Consider the following 18879-nt stretch of genomic DNA (forward strand, 5'->3'; position numbering starts at 1 on the left):
CAGTGGGACAATACCCAAGAGGAAAGAACCCCACCCGCCGCCGCGCGGGACGATGCTTCGCATCGCCCGGGGCGCGTCGGCCTCTCCCGAGAAGCGGAAGAGGCGAAGCAAGCCTCAAATGTCGATCGTCGCGCTGAGCGAATGTTCCTGGATGAAGTCGCGGCGCGGTTCGACCACGTCGCCCATCAGCTTGGTGAAGATGTCGTCGGCCTCGTCGACCTCCTTGACCTTCACTTGCAGCAGCGAGCGCACGTCGGTGTCGAGCGTGGTCTCCCAGAGCTGTTCCGGGTTCATCTCGCCCAGGCCTTTGTAGCGCTGCAGCGTGATACCCTTGCGGCCGGCTTCGGTGACGGCCTCGAACAGATCGGACGGACCGTGCACCACATGCTCTGAGTCCTTGCGGCGCAGCTTGCCGGAGCGGGCATAGACGTCCTGGAGCTTGGGCGCGTATTCGTCGAGCTTGCGGGCTTCGGCCGAGCCGAGCAGCGCATCGTCGATCACGGCTGCTTCCTTGACGCCGCGCACGGTGCGCTCGAAGACGAAGCCCTGGCCCTCGACGAATTGCCCGACCCAGCCGCGCTCGACCTCCTCGGCCTGGCTGTCCAGCCGGGTCGCGATGTACTGCGCCGCCGCCGTGGCATTCTCGGGATTGCCGTAGACCGACTTGTTCAGCACGCCGGTGATGGCGGCCTGCTCGACCACCTTGCGGTTATAGCGGCTGTGCAGATTGCGCAGGATGCTGCGCACCACGCGGGCATCGTCGACCAGCGAGCGCAGATCGCGGCCGGTGCGGTCGCCGCCGGTGCCGGGAATGTAGACGCAATCGTCGAGGCCGGCGTCGATCAGATAATCCTCCAGCGCGCGCTCGTCCTTGAGATACTGCTCGGACTTGCCTTTGCTGACCTTATAGAGCGGCGGCTGCGCGATATAGAGATAGCCGCCGTCGATGATGGCGGGCATCTGCCGGTAGAAGAAGGTCAGCAGCAGCGTGCGGATGTGGGCGCCGTCGACGTCCGCGTCCGTCATCACGATGATCTTGTGGTAGCGCAGCTTCTCGATCGAGAATTCGTCGCTGATGCCGGTACCGAGCGCGGTGATCAGCGTGCCGATCTGCTCGCTTCCCAGCATCTTGTCGGGGCGAACGCGCTCGACGTTCAAGATCTTGCCGCGCAGCGGCAAGACGGCCTGGAATTCGCGGTTGCGGCCCTGCTTGGCGCTGCCGCCTGCCGAGTCACCCTCGACGATGAAGAGTTCGGACTTGGCCGGGTCCTTTTCCTGGCAGTCGGCGAGCTTGCCGGGCAGCGAGGAGACCGAGAGCGGGCTCTTGCGCGTCAGCTCGCGCGCCTTTCGCGCGGCTTCACGGGCGGCCGCGGCCTGGATCACCTTGCCGACGATCATCTTGGCCTCGGACGGGTGCTCCTCGAACCAGGCCTGGAGCGCCTCGTTGAGCACGTTCTCGACCACGGGACGCACTTCCGAGGACACCAGCTTGTCCTTGGTCTGCGACGAAAACTTGGGATCGGGCACCTTCACCGACAGCACGGCGGTGAGGCCTTCGCGGCAGTCGTCGCCGGTCAGCGCGATCTTTTCCTTCTTGGCATTGGCCTCGGCGTAGCCGTTGACCTGGCGCGTCAGCGCGCCGCGGAAGCCGGCGAGATGCGTGCCGCCGTCACGCTGCGGGATGTTGTTGGTGAAGCACAGCACGTTCTCGTGGTAGCTGTCGTTCCACCACAATGCGGCCTCCACGCCGATGCCGTTGGCCTCGGAACGCACCATGATCGGCGCGGGCACCAGGGCCTTCTTGTTGCGGTCGAGATATTTGACGAACTCCTCGACGCCGCCGGAATAGTACATCTCCTCGCGCTTCTCGACCGCGTGACGCATGTCTGACAGCGCGATGTTGACGCCGGAGTTGAGGAAGGCGAGTTCGCGCAGGCGATGCTCGAGCGTCGCGAAATCATACTCGATGTTCCTGAAGGTTTCGGTCGATGCCAGGAACGTCACCTCGGTGCCGCGCCGGCCCGGTGCATCGCCGACGACCTTGAGCGGCGCGACCGCGTCGCCATGGGCGAACTCGATGTAGTGTTCCTTGTCGTCGCGCCAGATGCGCAAGCCGAGCTTGCTCGACAGCGCGTTGACGACGGAGACGCCGACGCCGTGCAGGCCGCCGGAGACCTTGTAGGAGTTCTGGTCGAACTTTCCGCCGGCGTGCAGCTGGGTCATGATGACCTCGGCCGCCGAGATGCCTTCGCCCTTGTGGATGTCGACGGGAATGCCGCGGCCGTCGTCGCGCACGGTGACGGAATTGTCGGCGTTGAGCACGACATCGACCCGCGTGGCGTGGCCCGCCAGCGCCTCGTCGATCGCGTTGTCGACGACCTCATACACCATGTGGTGCAGGCCCGAGCCGTCATCGGTGTCGCCGATATACATGCCGGGACGCTTGCGCACGGCATCGAGCCCTTTGAGCACGCGGATCGATTCCGCGCCGTATTCGCTCGCGGTGGAGGGCTCGTTTTCGGCAGCAGGCTGCCGAGCAGGTTCTGTCATGAGAGGCCTTCGAAATGTCGCCCGAATCAGCGGCGCAAAAGGCGCTGATTTGGAAACTATTTGTGCCATGAAAGAGGGCTTGCGCCTAGCGCAAAGTATCGCCTCGCAACCCTTTGAGGAGATGGGGTTTTTGGGCCCGATGTCAAGGCGTTCGAGGGCCGATTCCGAGGCGCGCGAAAAGCCCGATTCGAGCCCCGGTTCGGGTCCTTCGAAGGCGTGGATTTTGCGGGGTGCGGAGGCCTGTTCCGAGTCGCCTTGGCGCCGGAACGGTCCTTCGGTTCAGTAGATCTGATCAGGCTTCTTGTCGTCGTCCCCCAATCTGAGGGACCAGGCCTCGCCTGCGGCCACGGTGATGGTACTGGACGCCACGGTACGGCCTGACAGCAGCAGCTGGTAGGAATAGGTGCCGGGCGGCAGATCCAGCGTTTGCGGGTGATTGACGCCGCCCGCGATCTCGATGGTTTGACCGTTGATCGCAAGCGCAGCCACATCAGGCACAAGATATCCGAACATCAGCCTTGCGTGTCCTGCGATCGGAAGCACATTGGCCTTGGCTGCGGCTTCCGCATTCCGCTGCACCAGCTCGATTGTGGTCTCGTCCTTGGCGCGGCCAAGCTTCAGGGTCGCCGGCCCCTTCGGGGAGACGAAGGCGAGTTGAGCGTGTCCGGCGCCGACCGCCGCGCCATCAGGCGTCTCCTGCCAGCTGCGCTTTCGGAGCTCGGTACGATAGAAAGCGAGCACGTCGCCAAGCTCGGCTGGCACATGGGTTTCCACCCCGCGCCGGAGTGGAGCCTCAACGCCGGACATGCTGGTTGTCTTGAAGCTGATGGAGTTGTGCTGCTTCGGCACGGGCATGTCGGCGTCGGCATCTGCCGACACCAGTGGGGACGACGATGTCAGCGGCGGATGCCGCATCCATCCGATGACGCCCGCGCAACTTGCAAGGAGAGCGAGGCCGCACACAGGCAGCCACCATGGTCTCATTCCACGCCTTACCGTCGTCATGCTTGCTCTCCGCATCACCGCATCACCGGATCAATACATCTGCAGCGGCAGCAGCCGTTTCGCCGGCCTCGAGATCGGTGGGCCGGCTGCGACGTCATCAACGCGGCCCCCACACCTAGTCGCTGACGGAACCAGGCAGGTTCAATAGAGCTGGAGCGGCGACCACAAATCGCCTTCGGGGCCGACGGTGACTTCCCAGGCATCGCCGGCCGCGAGCTCGATGGTCGTCTCGCAATCCAGGCCGCACACGAGCAGTCGCCATCGTGCCGGGGCGTTCGCCCCGCGCCTTACCGTCATCATGGTCTCTCTCTCCAGGGATATCGCGCGTCTCGATCACGCGATGGCAACGGCTGCGACACCGTGAGCAGCGGCCGCACTGCCCTAGTCGCGGCCCGAATAGGCCGGGTTCAACGCATCAGGCTATCGCCGGGCCGAAACGCGTCCGCTCTCGACGTCAAAGACTTCGCCGCCCGCGCCGATTTCGGCAAACGCCGCCGGGTCCGCGCCGGTCAACCAGACCTGTGCGCCGAGCTTGCGCAGCTCGTCGAACAGTGCGGCGCGCCTGTTGGGATCGAGATGGGCGACGACCTCGTCGAGCAAGAGCAGCGGCACGATGCCGGTCATCTCGGCGACCAGCGTCGCGTGCGCCAGCACCAGCCCGATCAGCAGCGCCTTCTGCTCGCCGGTGGACGCGTCGCGCGCGGGCATGCTTTTCGGCGCGTAGATCACCTGGAGATCGGTGAGATGCGGGCCGTCGGTGGTGCGGCCGGCGATGGCATCACGCGGCCGGTTGTCGCGCAGGATCTGGCGGTAGCGGTCCTCGACCGAGGTTGCGGTCTCCTCAAGCAGCGCATTCTCCATCCAGCCGTCGAGTGCGATTTGCGCGGAGGGGAAAGCCGATTGTTGTGCGCGTGCGTTGAGCATGCCGGTGAGGCGTGCCGCGGTCTGGCCCCGCGTGGCGGCGACAGCCACCGCAAGCTCGGCGGTCTCGCGCTCGATGGCGTCACACCAATGGTCGTCGTAATTGCGCGTCTCGAGCAGGCGATTGCGCGAGCGCAGCGAACGTTCCAGCGCGTTGATGCGGCTGGAATGCTCGACGTCGATCGCGAGCACCAGGCGGTCGAAGAAGCGCCGCCGCTCGGACGCGGCGCCCATGAACAGCCCGTCCATCGCCGGCGTCAGCCACACCATGCGGATATGGTCGCCGAAGGCGGAGGCGGAATTGACCGGTTCGCGGTCGATGCGGCAGCGCCGGCTCACCGCGGCATCAGCGCGCGGCGGCTCAAGGCCGGTGCCGAGCGTGGCCAGCCCCAGCGCGCCCTCGACCTGGGCCGACACGGCCCAGGAGCCGTCGCCCTGGTTGTCGGCGACGTCCTCCAGCGTGGCGCGCCGCAAGCCGCGGCCCGGCGACAGGAACGAGATCGCCTCGATGCAATTGGTCTTGCCTGCCCCGTTCGGCCCGACCAGCGCCACCATGTCAGCCGCCGTCTCGAGCCCCGCCGCCCGATAATTGCGAAAATGCGTCAGCGTCAGGCGATGTATGCGGGAGGGGGTCATGGCTATTCGTTATGGACGCGCTTCTTCCCCTCTCCCCTTGTGGGAGAGGGTGGCACCTCACGAAGTGAGGCGACGGGTGAGGGGTATCTTACCGCCCGGCAAGCTTTGCAAGGATATCCTCCAGTACAGAGGTGGGCTGCTGTAGCACGTCGTTGTTCCAATAGCGGGCGATCGAGAAACCTTCCGCGGCAAGTGCGCCGTCCCGGACTGCATCACGCTGCGATTCCGCATGCTGACTGCCGTCGATCTCGATCACGAGGCGCTTGTCGAAACAGACGAAGTCGAGGATGTAATTCTCGATCGGAACTTGTCGGCGAAACTTGTAGGCTGATAGCCGACGATCCCTCAGCAGACGCCACATGGCTGCTTCCGCATCAGTCGGCTCGTGCCGCATGTTCTTCGCGAACTGGCGAAGATGCTTGGCTGTCGGCCGATGGTGTGGGTCTTCCGGCATCGGCGTTCATTCTGGATGTAGTTGCGGCGCGGTGTCTTCACCCTCTCCCCTTGCGGGAGAGGGTGCCGACGCGTAGCGGCGGGTGAGGGGTTGTCTCCACATAGAAGGCGCCGCGAGAGGACCCCTCACCCTGATGAGGTTTTGGCCAACGGCGGAGCTGCCCTCTCCCGCAAGGGGAGAGGGCGCAGTCACGCGCATCGCGTTAGGTACTTGTAGTAGGGTTTGCTGGTGAGGGACCACGCCCCTCACACCCGCATCGGCATCAGCACGTACAGCGCGCTCTTGTCGTCCTTGTCCTGCACGAGCGTTGGTGAGCCGGGGTCGGCGAGGCGAAGCACTGCGACGTCGCCTTCGATCTGGGCGGCGATGTCGAGCAGGTAGCGGGAGTTGAAGCCGATATCGAGCGCGTCGGAGGCGTACTCGACCTCGATCTCTTCGGTGGCGCTGCCGGAATCCGGATTGGTCACCGACAGCACCAGTTTGCCCGGCGACAGCGACAATTTCACCGCACGGCCGCGCTCGCTGGAGATGGTGGAGACGCGGTCGACCGCGTTCTCGAAATCCTTCTTGTCGACGACGAGCTCCTTGTCATTGCCCTGCGGGATGACGCGGCCGTAGTCGGGGAAGGTGCCGTCGATCAGCTTGGAGGTCAGGACCACATTGCCGATCGTGAAGCGGATCTTGGCCTGCGACAGCTCGATCGTCATCTCGGCTTCGGTGTCCTCGATCAGGCGCTGCACTTCGCCGACGGTTTTGCGCGGCACGATCACGCCGGGCATGCCTTCGGCGCCCCTGGGCTGCACCAGGTCGAGCTGGGCGAGGCGGTGGCCGTCGGTGGCGACGCCGCGCAGGGTCGCAGCCTTCGCCGTGCCGGCGGCATGCAGATAGATGCCGTTGAGATAATAGCGCGTCTCCTCGGTGGAGATCGCGAACTGGGTGCGGTCGATCAGCCGCTTGACGTCCTTGGCGGCGAGGCTGAACGAGTGCGAGAGCTCGCCGGCGGCGAGATCGGGGAAATCATTCTCCGGCAGGGTCTGCAGGGTGAAGCGCGAGCGGCCGGCGCGGATCGCCAGCACCGCGCGGTCGCCGTCGGCCTCCAGCACGATCTGCGAGCCGTCAGGCAGCTTGCGCACGATGTCGTAGAACATGTGCGCCGGCACGGTGGTGGAGCCGGCCGTGGCGGTTTCCGCCGCAAGCGTTTCGGTCACCTCGAGGTCGAGGTCGGTCGCCTTCAGCGACAATTTCGCGTTCTCGGCGCGCACCAGCACGTTGCCCAGGATCGGAATCGTGTTGCGGCGCTCCACCACGCGGTGGACATGGCCCAGCGATTTCAGGAGTTGCGCGCGTTCGACCGTAACCTTCATTGCACTACTCGCCCGATCCCCAAAGATGAAAAAGCCGGGCGGAGGAGAGCGCGCCACGGCACCGAAGACCCCAAAAGCTGGATCATCGCGGAGAGGATCGAAAAGCCGTCGGGGCCGCGTAAGGTGGCGCGGAAAGCCATCCGTTTCAAGGTATTGGGGGCTGGTTCCCCACGATTTACAGCCAAAAACACCACCGCCGCCCCGGCGTGGCCGGAGCGGCGGCAGATTGGCGGGAGCCTTAGGCGTTTATTCCTTGGCCGTTTATTCCTGCAGCTGGCGCTTGAGCGACTCGACCTCCTCGGACAGCGCGTTGTCCTTGGAAACCAGCGCCTCGATCTTGCGCACGGCGTGCAGCACGGTGGTGTGGTCGCGGCCACCGAAGCGGCGGCCGATCTCCGGCAGCGAGCGCAGGGTCAGCGTCTTGGCGAGGTACATCGCCACCTGGCGCGGCCGCACCACATTCGCGGTCCGGCGCGAGGACAGCAAATCGGAGCGGCTGACATTATACTGTCGCGCCACCACGCGCTGGATGTCCTCGATCTTGATGCGCTTCGGCTCCGAGGGGCGGATCAGATCGCGCACCTCGTGCTCGGCCATTTCCAGCGTGACCGGCCGGTTGTTGAGCTTCGAATGCGCCAAGAGGCGGTTGATCGCGCCTTCGAGGTCGCGGCCGTTATGGGTGATGGCGCCCGCCAGATAGGTCAGCACCTCCTCGGGCACTTCGAACGTCGCATGGTGGCTGCGGGCGGCTGCGACGCGCGACTTGAGAATGCCGTGGCGCAGCTCCTCGCCGAGCGAGCCCATCTCGACCACGAGGCCGCCGGCCAGGCGCGAGCGGACGCGATCGTCCAGGCTTTCGAGATCGGACGGCGGACGGTCGGCCGCGATCACGACCTGGCGGCCGGCATCGATCAGCGCATTCAGCGTGTGGCAGAACTCGGCCTGCGTCGACTTGCCCTGCAGGAACTGGAGGTCGTCGATCACGAGCACGTCGATGCCGCGCAGCGCTTCCTTGAAGGCCAGCGCCGTCTGCGTCTTCAGCGCAGCGACGAAGCCGTACATGAATTTTTCCGCGGTGAGATAGAGCACCTTGCGCTCGTTGCCGGAATTGCCGGCCCAGGTCACCGCCTGCAGCAGATGCGTCTTGCCGAGGCCGACGCCCGCATGAATGTAGAGCGGGTTGAACATCACGGGGTCGCCGCGACGACCTTCGGCGACCTGACGTGCGGCGGCATGCGCCAGCGTGTTGGAGCGGCCGACGACGAAGCTTGCAAAGGTCAGGCGCGGATCGAGCGGCGAGCCGCCGAGCGCATCATGATTGGCGGACACCGGCGCCGTCGCGGTCGAACGCAGCTCCGGCGCAGGCGCGCGGCGCGTCTCGACGGGAGCCGGCACTTCCTTCGACTGCACCACGGGGCGCACGGCGGAGCGAACGGTGAGATCGATGCGATGCACTTCGGGCATCTCGGCCTGCCAGCACGACAGCACGCGCTCGGCATAATGGGCCTGGATCCAGCTCTTCAGGAAGCGGGTGGGCACCGAGAGCCGCACGCTCTCATCCTGCACGCCCTCGAGATCCATGCGCGCAAACCAGCTCGTATAGACGTCTTCGCCAACGTTCGTGCGCAGGCGATTCTTCACGCGTGACCAGCGATCCTGTTCCGATGTCGTCATCATTTGAAAACTTTTCTCGAGAGATAAGGTTGCGTGGTGGACGCCACCCAGAGGTCCCAGGAGGACCTCTGCGGTGACGCGACCTCAAGCGAGTCCATCCTCAGGCATGGCTCAACGATCCGGCGGGAACGCCGTCGGTCAGATCAGCGATGTCAGGGATGGAGGGGTCGCGAGGTCAGCGCGTACTTTGCGCGCTCTCACAAATGGGGGGATGATCGCAGGACGGATTGGAAACGGGATCGTTGGACGATGATACTTCAGTCAACACCGCGTTGATTCCGTAGGACATGATACCTCCCCGTCCTGCCGTGATTGCTCACGGCAAGGTCCTGCGTAAAAGAACTCCCGCGCCGTAGTCCAGTCGCGGATGTCCTGCCCGTCTGCACACATCGTCCGTTCGGCGTCGCCATCAGGCGTGTCGGGGCAGCCTCAGGGTGTCTCTCGTGCGCAAAGCGCGAGGGACACATCAAGACAAAGAGCTACCGTTCCCATATTGCTATGGGTTTTATCCGACAATCGCTTGTTGAAGCGTCGCCTACGTGCACATCGCCGCCGATTTGCACGCTCGCCCCGTTTCTTAATCCGCGCTGGTCTCAAGATCGTGGGCGCCGCGAACGACTTAAGGAATACACTATGGGGAAAGACTCGCAACGAAATTGATTCACCCTTGAGGCATCAAAAAACTTGACCAGCGTTAATGCCGCGCACGGGTTGTTCACAGGCTTGAGAGCAAGTTTTTGGATTCGTGCACAGATTCGAAAATCGCGGGCATCATGTGACAACGACTCCCCTCCCGCCAAAAAATTTTTACAAAATCGTCACGCACGCGCCGCGCACGCGCATTTTCCAAATGCTTGTCGCTGCTATGTCCATAAGTGATTAGCGAGTCATCGTTTTTTGAGTCTCGTTTGGAAGGGTAACCCGAGAGCGCGAAAGCTGCCCCGGTGAAACTACGGTGTGCAGAACGCGCGCGCACGAATTCAACTTGAGCCCGCCCCGCAGGGGTTTTTCGCACCGCATTGAAAGTTTCCACTGTTGCAAAAACAGCGACAGGTAAAATACGGATACCGCTTGGCGAAGACGAGAGGAGTCTTTCAGGGATAGCGCGTCGCCCAAAACGCCGCAGGCGTGAATTGTGACAGGCAACAAAAAGCCCGGCGCGAAGCCGGGCTGATTGAGCGCTTGATGTTCGATTGCTTCAGTCGATCGAATGACGCGACCGCTTGTCGAACTTGCTCTGCGAATTTAGGTCGCGAGCTGACTTCGCGAGCTTACTTCGCGAGCTTGGCAATCTGCGCCGTGAGGCGCGAGACTTTGCGGCTGGCGTTGTTCTTGTGAATGATGTTGCGCTGGGCAGCACGCATCAGCGCGGGTTCGGCATTGGCCAGCGCCTTGACGGCGGCGGCGCGATCGCCGGTCTTGATCGCTTCCTCGACGTTACGCACGGCGCCGCGCATCTGGGTGCGGCGCGACTTGTTGACAGCGGTGCGGCGGGCGATCTTGCGCGTCGCTTTCTTGGCGGAGGTGGTGTTGGCCATGGTCTCAATGTCCTTTGCGGGTACCGGTCGCGTCTTGGTCTGATAGCGCCGGCAGCTTGACCGCGGAATCGACGCTCGGATTTAGGGTGTTCGGTTGCTGGGCCGTCCCCGGAACATGAGCGATGGCTTTGCGGCCATCTCTGAGGCTCAAAAGAGCCTGCAACTGCTCAAAGAACAGCGGCGGCAGGATTGCGCCCACCGCCAGTTGGCGCCCTTATAGAGGGGGTCTTTGGCACCGTCAACGCTTTAGGGGCTGGAAAAACAGCTCCGAGGGCGTGCCAAGGGGGGCCTAACGCCCTGATGAGGTTGAATTTCTGCCGTCTCCCGGCTATTGGCTGACGGCATTTCCAGGGGCTCGTCCGCTCGGGCGGCCATAGAGGGTGAGGCATGATCCGCGGCTTTTTCCGTCTGATTGGCTTGTTGCTGCTGGCCTGCGGGTTCTTCTTCGTGGTCTATGACGGCGCCCGCTGGGTGGCCGACCAGACCCTGCGCTTCACCCGGTTCGGCCAGTTCTGGAACGACATCAACCAGGCCAGCCAGTCCGCCTTCCGGACCTGGGTCGAGGCCAAGGCGCCCTGGCTCTGGACCTCGGTGATCCGCCTGGTGCTCGACCAGCCGGTTTTCGCCGTTCTGGGCATTCTGGGCATCGTGTTGATGATCGTGTTCCGGCCGCGCAAGCCGCTGATCGGCTATTCCCGGGATTGAATCTTCTCGATTCCCGCCGGGGATTGAATCTTCTCGATTCCCGCCGGGGATTGAACCTTCTCGATTCCCGCCGGGATTGGGCTCGCGAACGGCGACGTAACGAGACTGCCACTTCCTCCGTAGAGACCTATATTCCCACTCGATCGCGAGCACGCCGCCTGAACACCTGGTTCAGGCGCGCGCCAACTCGTTTCCCGGAGATCCCATCATGCTGTTCATGCGCAAGTCCACCACGTTGCCGAGCGCGGCTGACGCGCTGCCCGGTCGTCCGCAGCCGATTCCGACTGCGAGCTTCCATTTCGTCAACGGCAGCAAGTTGCAGCCGCCTTACCCCGATGGCCTCGAGCAGGCCGTGTTCGGGCTCGGCTGCTTCTGGGGCGCCGAACGGAAATTCTGGGAGCTTGGCGAGGGCATCTACACCACGGCCGTCGGCTATGCCGGCGGTCACACCCCGAACCCGACCTATGAAGAGACCTGCTCGGGCCGCACCGGCCACACCGAAGTGGTGCTGGTGGTGTTTGATCCGAAGAAGATTTCATACGAGAAACTGCTGAAGACGTTCTGGGAGAACCACAACCCGACGCAGGGCATGCGCCAGGGCAACGACGTCGGCACGCAATACCGAAGTGCGATCTACACCTATTCCGATGCGCAGAAGAAGGCGGCTGACGAATTCAAGGCGCTCTATCAGAAAGCGCTCGCCGCAAAGGGCCTCGGCACCATCACCACCGAGATCGCGCCCGCGGGTCCGTTCTATTTCGCCGAGGACTACCACCAGCAATATCTGGCGAAGAATCCCGCCGGCTATTGCGGCCTTGGCGGCACCGGCGTGTCGTGTCCCATCGGCGTGGGTGTGAGCGCGTAATTGCAAGTCGTCGAAGCGACGGCGTGCTTAGCCTCCCCTTCAACCCTTTGTTAACCATAACGGGTGCATCACTGGAGCCGTCTCGTCGGTAGGGATGGTCCGGTGCCGGTTGCACGCGCGTTTCGATGGTCGATCTTGGCAGCGTCCGCCGCGCTGAACCTGGGCGGCTGCATGCAGACAACCGGCTCCGTCGCATACATGCAGCCTCGTCCCGATCTCGACACCATAGCTTACGGCCAGCCCTACACCGCGCCGCAGCCGGTCGTTGTTGCCAACAATGGCGGCGGCGCCCTCGATGCGCTCGCCAACTCCTTTGCCGCGGGTCCCGCGCCGGTGCCGGTCGCTTATGCCGCGCCAATGGTGGCCGCACCGGTGCACTACGACGCCTCCTATCATCTCGATGCCGGCGACAAGCTGCGCGTGGTGGTCTACGGCCAGGAAGGTCTCACCAACAGCTACGCTATCGATGCCGGCGGTTCCATCACCATGCCGCTGATCGGCGCGGTGCCGGCGCGTGGCCGCACCACGGCGGGGCTCGCCGGTGAAATCGCCGCGCGCCTGCGCAACGGCTATATCCGCGAGCCATCGGTGGCCGTGGAGATCGAGTCCTATCGCCCGTTCTTCATTCTCGGCGAGGTCGCGGCGCCCGGCCAATATCCTTACGTGCCCAACATGACGGTCGAGAGCGCGGTCGCGATCGCCGGCGGCTTCTCGCCGCGCGCCAAGCGCGATGTGGTCACCGTGACTCACACCGATGCTGGTGGCGCCATGCGCGCTGTCGTGCCGCTCGGCACGCCCGTCAGCCCCGGCGACACCGTGTTCGTGGGCGAGCGCTGGTTCTAGTTCTTGCTGTCATTCCGGGGCTGGCGTAGCGCGAACCCGGAATCTCGAGATTCCGGGTTCGATGCTAACGCATCGCCCCGGAATGACGGACAGGGTCACCGCCTGAAATCAAGCCGCCCGTTCGGAAAGCATCCGTCAATGCGCGTGGCGTCGACCACGAGCCCGATCCAGGGCCTGACGATCGCGGGATTGGTCAGGTTGATGTATTTCCCGATCAGGCCATTGCCGCCGTCGCGCACGGCATCGATCAGTCCGTGGCGTCGGCCCTCGTCCCAATCGAAGCGTAGATAGATCCGTTCGCCGACGACACGGACCTCCGCGCGGCCCTGCTTCCATCTCTCCCGCGTATCGCCCGCAATGGTCGGATCGGCACCGCCGTTCCAGCGGCTCGCCCAGCTGCCATCGAGCGGGTCGGACAGCGCCGGAAGGGATGGCCAATGCGCCGCATTGAGGTCGTCGGCATCGCCGCTCAGCACAGCGGATATGGCGTAGTGCATGACTTCGGCATCATCAGGCGCCGGCACGTCCATGGTGCCGAACGGGTTGCGGATGACGAGGTTGCTGTTGGGCTGCTGCATGACGATCTCCCGGCGTGAACTGGGTTGATCAGCCAGCTCTATCGCCGGGTGGCGTGACGCAGCCACCCGATTCCTGCTTTGAGGAGCCGCGCAACCTCTCTCCTATGGTCATTCCGGGACGCGCCGCGACGCGGTGCAGGCCCGGAATCCATTCATCCATCGACTCTACGGCCCGATGGATTCCGGGTTCGCGCTACGCGCGCCCCGGAATGACGGAGGAGAGGGTGCCCGCCTACTTCGTCAAATGCTCCGCAAGGAACGCCAGGCTGCGCGGCCAGGCGATGTCGGAACTGGCCTTGTCGTAGCTCGGCCGCTCGTCGCAATGGAAGCCATGCTGCGCGCCCGGATAGGTAAACACTTCGACGTCGGGCCGCTTCGCCTTGACGGTCTCGACATCGGTGAGGGGGATGCCTTGATCCTTCTCGCCGAAATGGAGTTGCGTCGGCACCTTCGGTGTCTCATCCGCAAAGCGCACGATGGCGCCGCCGTAATAGCCGATCGCGGCCTTCAGGCCGTTCAATCGCGTCGCCGCGACAAAGGCGATGCTGCCGCCGAGGCAGAAGCCGATGATGCCGACCGGCCCCGTGTTTTTGACCGCGTCGATCGCGGCCTGGGTGTCGCGCAGCATCGCCGCCCAGTCGGGATTGGCGACGAATTTGCGCGCTTCCGCGATCTCATCGGGCGTATAGCCTGACTGGAAGCCCGGCGACGTCCGGTCGAAGATCGACGGCGCGATCGCGACATAGCCTTCCGCGGCGAGGCGGTCGCAGACCGAGCGGATGTGGTGATTGACGCCAAAAATCTCCTGGATCACCACCACAGCGCCCTTAGGGCGGCCTGCGGGATCGGCGCGATACGCGCCAAGCTGGAAATTGTCCGACGCCGTCAGTTTGATGTCTTGTCCCACGGGATGATCCTTTGTTGTTGATTGTTGCTTCCCAGCCGTCTCGTTGATCACCAGTGTCATTGCGAGCGTCGCGAAGCAATCCAGAATCTTGCTGCGGAGATAGTCTGGATTGCTTCGCTGCGCTCGCAATGACGGGTCTGGATAGACTTGCACCTCTCCATCATGAAGTGCCCTAGCCCGGATTTCGCTCCGCTCCATCCGGGCTACGATCTTTGTTGTTTCACGGAGCCGCGCTCACTCCCACATCCAGTTGTCGCCGTAATCCTCTTTCCATCCGGCTAGCCGCCCGTGACGGAATTGCAGGAACAGGCGGTTGCGGGACGGCACCAGGCCGCTGCCGCCGAGCTCGCGCAGGGCGAGATAGATCTCGTTGCCGCGCCGTCCACGGACATATTGCAGGGGCTGTCCGAGAGCGCGCGCGGTCTGGTCCGCGTCCATCCCGAACGCCAGCGGCGTATTGTTCGACAGGGTCTCGACGAAAGGACGGCGCAGCGGCACCGTACCGAACGGTTCGGCCTGCACCGACACTGTCATCGAGAGAAGCGCTGCGCCCGCAGCCAAGATTGTCCGCCTCATCGTCTTGATCCCTGTTCGCCGCCTACGCCGGCAAGTTCTTCAGGAAAGGCCCCACGGCGTCAACAAAAGCCTTGGGCTGATCGATATTGACGGCGTGTCCGGCCGCGGGGATCACGACCTTTTGTGCGCCGGGGATCTTGGCTGCCATGTAATCCGACGCCGCCAGGAACGGTGTGTCGTCGGCGCCCACCACGATCAGCGACGGCACTTTGATCTCGGGCAGCAACTCCATCACGGCTGCATCGCGCTGGGTCAGCATGCCGCGCGCGGCGAGGGCCAGTCCCTTGGCGTCGCGATGGCTGGCGCTGGCGCGCTCGCGCGTGGCCGCTTTCAGCACGGCGAGTCCTTCCAGCTCGAGCTTGTCGGCCGTGGCGAGCGCCCGCGCATTCCAGGCCTCGCGGGCGTCGTCTTTCTTGAAGCCGGGCCCCGTGTCGATGATCAGCAGCGCACGCGTGCGTGTTGGATGAACGCGGTAGAACGCAAGCGACATGTAGCCGCCGAGCGACAACCCGCCGACGATGGCGCTGAAGGCGCCGACGGCATCGAGGATCGCCGCCATGTCGCCGACGGTCAGCGCCTCGCTATAGGCGTCGGGATCGTCAGGATAGTCCGACTGTCCGTGGCCGCGCATGTCCCACAGGATGAGCTTGTGGTCTTTCGAGAGAGCATCGACCTGCTCGTGCCACATCGCAGACGTCGAGGAATAGCCGTGGGTCAGCAGCAGCGGCGGCCCGTCGCCATGAACCTCGTAATGGATGCCGACGCCGTCCCGATCGATCCTTGGCATTGCTTCCGACCTTTCTTGTTCTTGTTCGCTCCAACCACGACGACGGTGCGCCCTCGCCCCTTGCGGGAGAGGGTGGATTCGCGAAGCGAAGCCGGGTGAGGGGTATCTCTCCTCGCGAACGATCTTGCGAGTGGAGAGATACCCCTCATCCGGCGCTTCGCGCCACCTTCTCCCGCAAGGGGAGAAGGGACACCCGCACCGGCGCTTGCACCTTAGCTCTCCAAGTTACCTCGAAGAAACCGTTGCGATCGCGATGACATGCATGCCCAGCTCGCAGCTTGTTGCGTCCAGTCGCTAACGTCACCGCTGTTGTCGCGACGCACAACAAGCGACTGCCGAGATTGTTTCGATCGATTCCAAATTGCATTTGCCTCCGCGCAAGAACCCGATCATTGTTCCGCGCAAGGCGGAGGCCAGCCCGGTGGGCGTCCGTCAATCAAGTCGCCGCCGTAAGCGGCTTCATGCACCGGCAGGGGAAGACGCCTATGCCAACGCTCACGATCAACGGGCGGAGTATGTCCGTGGACGCGGCAAACGACACGCCGCTCCTTTGGGCCATCCGCGAACAATTGCAGATGACCGGCACGAAATTCGGCTGCGGTGCCGGCCTGTGCGGTGCCTGCACCGTGCACGTCAACGGCGAGGCCGTACGGTCGTGCCAGACCATGGTCGGCGACGTCGCCGGCAAGAAGATCACCACCATCGAAGGCCTGTCCGCCAAGGGCGACCATCCCCTGCAGAAGGCATGGATCGCCGAGCAGGTGCCGCAATGCGGCTATTGCCAGTCCGGGCAGATCATGCAGGCGGCTTCGCTGCTGGCGAAGAACGCCAACCCGACCAAGGAAGAGGTCGTGGCGCATATGGACGGCAATCTCTGCCGTTGCATGACCTATTCGCGGATCCAGAAGGCCATCATGCGCGCCGCCACCGAGATGCGCACCGCATCCGCCGCCGGCAACGAGCGGAGGCCCACATGAACAAGCACGTGAAGACCATCACACCTGAGACATCGGATCTGAGCCGCCGCTCCTTCCTGGTCGGCACCGCCGCCACCGGCCTCGTGCTCGGCTATGCCGGCGTGCCCGGCATTGGTGAAGCGCTCGCCGCGGCGCCGGCCAATTTCGAGCCGAGCGTCTGGTATGCGATCTCGCCCGATGGCCTGGTCACCGTGACCTGCGGCAAGGCCGACATGGGCCAGCACATCGCCTCCACCATGGCGCAGATCGTCTGCGAGGAGCTGGGTGCGAAATGGAGCGACATGCGGGTCAATCTCGCCTCCAACGATCCGAAGTTCAACGATCCGGTCCTCGGTGCGCAGATCACCGGCGGCAGCTGGTCGACCATGATGAACTTCGACGCGATGAGCCGCGCGGGTGCGGCCGGACGCATGGCGTTGACGGAAGGCGCGGCCACTGCGATGGGCGTGCCGGCTTCCGAGCTCGTGGTGCGCGATTCCGTGGTCTCGCATGCGAAGTCGAAGAAGCAGATGTCGTTCGCCGATGTCGTCAAGAGCGGCAAGGCAACGAAAACCTTCACGCCTGATGAGCTGAAGGCGATCAAGCTGAAGACGCCGGATCAATACACCATGATCGGTGTGTCGGTGCCGCAGCTCGACATCCCCTCCAAGACCAACGGCACGGCCAAATACGGCATCGACGTGATGATCCCGGGCATGGTCTATGGCGCGGTGGTGACGCCGCCGGTGCGCTATGGCACCACGGTCAAATCGGTCGACGAGAGCGATGCGAAGAAGGTGCCGGGCTTCATCAAGGCCGTCACCCTCGACGACAAGACCCAGACCACGACGGGCTGGGTCGTCGCGGTCGCCAATACCTATGCCAACGCGAAGAAGGCCGCGGCAGCGCTGAAGGTCAGCTATGACGGCGGACCGAATGCAAAGCTGTCGAGCGAGTCGCTGCTCGATGAGGCCAAGCGGCTTCAGGGCCTCGACGATTCCGGCCAGTTCTTCGTCAAGGACGGTGATGTCGGCGCCGCGCTCGGCACGGCGGCGAAGGTGCTCGAGGCGGAATACACCACCAGCATCAACATCCACGCGCCGATGGAGCCGATGAACGCCACTGCGGAGTTCAAGGGCGACATCCTGCACATCTATTCCGGCAACCAGTTCGCGACACGCTCCGGCGCGATTGCGGCGGGTGCTGCCGGGATCGATCCGAAGTTCGTGGTGATGCACCAGATGTGGCTCGGCGGCGGTTTCGGCCGCAGGTTAGATGCCGACATGATGGTGCCGGCGGTGCAGGCGGCCAAGGCCGTCGGCAAGCCGGTGAAGGTGATCTACACGCGCGAGAACGACATGACGATGGATTTCTCGCGTCCGCTCACCTACCAGAAAGTGAAGGCCGGCATTGACGGCGACGGCAAGCTCATAGCGCTCAGCCACGACGTCGTCTCGGCCTGGCCGACGCAGCGCTGGGGCATCCCCGACTTCCTGTCGCCGTCGGTCGACAAGAAGGGCCCGCTCGACGCGTTCACCGTGAACGGTTCGGACTTCTTCTACACCGTGCCGAACCACAATGTGCGCGCGATCAAGAACGAGATGGCGCACAACGCCACTCCGTCGGGCCAGCTCCGCTCGGTGGCGCCGGGTTGGACCTTCTGGGCGGTCGAGAGCATGATCGACGAGATCGCGGCCGCGGCCGGCAAGGATCCGGCGCAGTATCGCATCTCGCTGCTCGACGGCGCCGGCAAGAACGACGGCGGCGCGCAGCGGTTGCGCAATACGCTGCTCGCCGCGATGGGCCTTGCCGGCTACGGCACCAAGAAGCTGCCGAAGGGTGAGGGCATGGGCGTTGCCTGCGTGTCGTCACAGGAACGTGCGACCGCAAGCTGGACCGCTTGCGTCGCGCATGTTGCTGTCGCGCCCTCAGGCGAGGTGACCGTGAAGAAGCTCACGGTCGCAACCGATGTCGGCACGCAGGTGCATCCCGACAACATCCGCGCCCAGGTCGAGGGTGCGGCGCTGTGGGGCCTGTCGCTGGCCCTGTACGAGAAGGCGACGCTGAAGGACGGTGGCATCGAGCAGACCAATTTCGATGGCTACACGCCCTTGCGCATGAGCCAGATGCCGGAGGTCGCGGTCGCCGTGATCGCCAATGGCGAGAAGGCCACCGGCGTCGGCGAGCCGGCGGTGACGGTCGTCGCGCCCGCCATCGGCAACGCCATCTTCAATGCCTCCGGCGCCCGCGTCCGCGCGCTGCCGATCACGGCGGAAGCCGTGAAGGGGGCGATGAAGGCGTAGACCCGCTGCGATTGTAATACGAGGGACGATCCGCCGGGGGACCACCTCCGGCGGATTTGTTTTGGGGGCCATTTCCACACCCTCACTGTCATGCCCCGCGACAGCGGGGCATCCAGTACGCCGCGGCCTCTCGGTTTCCTGCCGCGGCGTACTGGCGTGCTGGGTCGCCCGGTCAACCCGGGCGACGACAGCGGAGGGCGGCGTGAGAGCATTTGAA

Annotated in this window: 17 protein-coding genes; 5 read left to right on the plus strand and 12 right to left on the minus strand. The window is 64.2% G+C overall.

Features of this window, described 5'->3' with window-relative positions; all coding sequences use genetic code 11:
• Positions 1–114 precede the first annotated feature (114 nt).
• The 8 genes from gyrB to rpsT all read right to left on the minus strand — a co-directional run bounded on the left by gyrB (position 115) and on the right by rpsT (position 10142).
• Positions 115–2550: a DNA topoisomerase (ATP-hydrolyzing) subunit B gene (gene gyrB, locus BM222_RS22025; protein ID WP_092231966.1), complete on the minus strand. Its 2436-nt coding sequence runs from the start codon at positions 2548–2550 to the stop codon at positions 115–117.
• A 279-nt stretch (positions 2551–2829) separates the two neighbouring features.
• On the minus strand, positions 2830–3555 hold the full coding sequence (locus BM222_RS22030) for a hypothetical protein (RefSeq protein ID WP_092231969.1): 726 nt from the start codon (positions 3553–3555) through the stop codon (positions 2830–2832).
• A 141-nt stretch (positions 3556–3696) separates the two neighbouring features.
• A complete protein-coding gene (locus tag BM222_RS41215; RefSeq protein ID WP_177243371.1) occupies positions 3697–3855 on the minus strand; it encodes a hypothetical protein in 159 nt (52 codons plus the stop codon).
• 120 nt (positions 3856–3975) lie between these two features.
• A complete protein-coding gene (recF, locus tag BM222_RS22035; protein WP_092231971.1) occupies positions 3976–5112 on the minus strand; it encodes a DNA replication/repair protein RecF in 1137 nt (378 codons plus the stop codon).
• Positions 5113–5200: 88 nt separating this feature from the next.
• A complete protein-coding gene (locus BM222_RS22040) occupies positions 5201–5566 on the minus strand; it encodes an endonuclease domain-containing protein (RefSeq protein ID WP_092231974.1) in 366 nt (121 codons plus the stop codon).
• A gap of 245 nt (positions 5567–5811) precedes the next feature.
• Positions 5812–6930, minus strand: coding sequence for a DNA polymerase III subunit beta (dnaN, locus tag BM222_RS22045; RefSeq protein WP_092231978.1), 1119 nt, complete (start codon positions 6928–6930; stop codon positions 5812–5814).
• Positions 6931–7191: 261 nt separating this feature from the next.
• Positions 7192–8604, minus strand: a complete 1413-nt coding sequence (gene dnaA / locus BM222_RS22050; RefSeq protein WP_092232261.1) for a chromosomal replication initiator protein DnaA — start codon at positions 8602–8604, stop codon at positions 7192–7194.
• A gap of 1271 nt (positions 8605–9875) precedes the next feature.
• Positions 9876–10142 (minus strand): 30S ribosomal protein S20, encoded by a 267-nt coding sequence (gene rpsT / locus BM222_RS22060; protein WP_011083654.1) that lies wholly within the window; start codon positions 10140–10142, stop codon positions 9876–9878.
• A gap of 387 nt (positions 10143–10529) precedes the next feature.
• Between rpsT and BM222_RS22065 the strand changes: the two genes are divergently transcribed.
• From BM222_RS22065 to BM222_RS22075, 3 genes are all read left to right on the plus strand, one after another.
• Complete coding sequence (locus tag BM222_RS22065) at positions 10530–10847, plus strand: hypothetical protein (protein WP_092231981.1); 318 nt, start codon at positions 10530–10532, stop codon at positions 10845–10847.
• Positions 10848–11055: 208 nt separating this feature from the next.
• Positions 11056–11712 (plus strand): peptide-methionine (S)-S-oxide reductase MsrA, encoded by a 657-nt coding sequence (msrA, locus tag BM222_RS22070; RefSeq protein WP_092231985.1) that lies wholly within the window; start codon positions 11056–11058, stop codon positions 11710–11712.
• Positions 11713–11814: 102 nt separating this feature from the next.
• The gene (locus BM222_RS22075; RefSeq protein ID WP_092231988.1) at positions 11815–12555 is read left to right on the plus strand and encodes a polysaccharide biosynthesis/export family protein; all 741 of its coding nucleotides are present in this window, start codon (positions 11815–11817) and stop codon (positions 12553–12555) included.
• A 95-nt stretch (positions 12556–12650) separates the two neighbouring features.
• Here BM222_RS22075 and BM222_RS22080 read toward each other — a convergent pair whose 3' ends face one another.
• The 4 genes from BM222_RS22080 to BM222_RS22095 all read right to left on the minus strand — a co-directional run bounded on the left by BM222_RS22080 (position 12651) and on the right by BM222_RS22095 (position 15403).
• Complete coding sequence (locus tag BM222_RS22080) at positions 12651–13133, minus strand: hypothetical protein (protein ID WP_092231991.1); 483 nt, start codon at positions 13131–13133, stop codon at positions 12651–12653.
• 232 nt (positions 13134–13365) lie between these two features.
• Entirely contained in the window at positions 13366–14040 is a 675-nt protein-coding gene (locus BM222_RS22085; protein WP_092232264.1) for a dienelactone hydrolase family protein, read from the minus strand.
• Positions 14041–14274: 234 nt separating this feature from the next.
• Complete coding sequence (locus BM222_RS22090; protein ID WP_092231994.1) at positions 14275–14616, minus strand: hypothetical protein; 342 nt, start codon at positions 14614–14616, stop codon at positions 14275–14277.
• A 22-nt stretch (positions 14617–14638) separates the two neighbouring features.
• Complete coding sequence (locus BM222_RS22095) at positions 14639–15403, minus strand: alpha/beta fold hydrolase (RefSeq protein WP_092231997.1); 765 nt, start codon at positions 15401–15403, stop codon at positions 14639–14641.
• A 485-nt stretch (positions 15404–15888) separates the two neighbouring features.
• Between BM222_RS22095 and BM222_RS22100 the strand changes: the two genes are divergently transcribed.
• Positions 15889–16380, plus strand: a complete 492-nt coding sequence (locus BM222_RS22100) for a (2Fe-2S)-binding protein (protein ID WP_092231998.1) — start codon at positions 15889–15891, stop codon at positions 16378–16380.
• Positions 16377–18662, plus strand: coding sequence for a xanthine dehydrogenase family protein molybdopterin-binding subunit (locus tag BM222_RS22105; protein WP_092232001.1), 2286 nt, complete (start codon positions 16377–16379; stop codon positions 18660–18662). The genes BM222_RS22100 and BM222_RS22105 overlap by 4 nt, the downstream gene beginning before the upstream one ends.
• The last annotated feature ends 217 nt before the right edge of the window (positions 18663–18879 follow it).

Origin of the sequence: Bradyrhizobium sp. Gha (assembly GCF_900113735.1) — a bacterium.
In the GTDB taxonomy this organism is placed as follows: Bacteria; Pseudomonadota; Alphaproteobacteria; order Rhizobiales; family Xanthobacteraceae; genus Bradyrhizobium.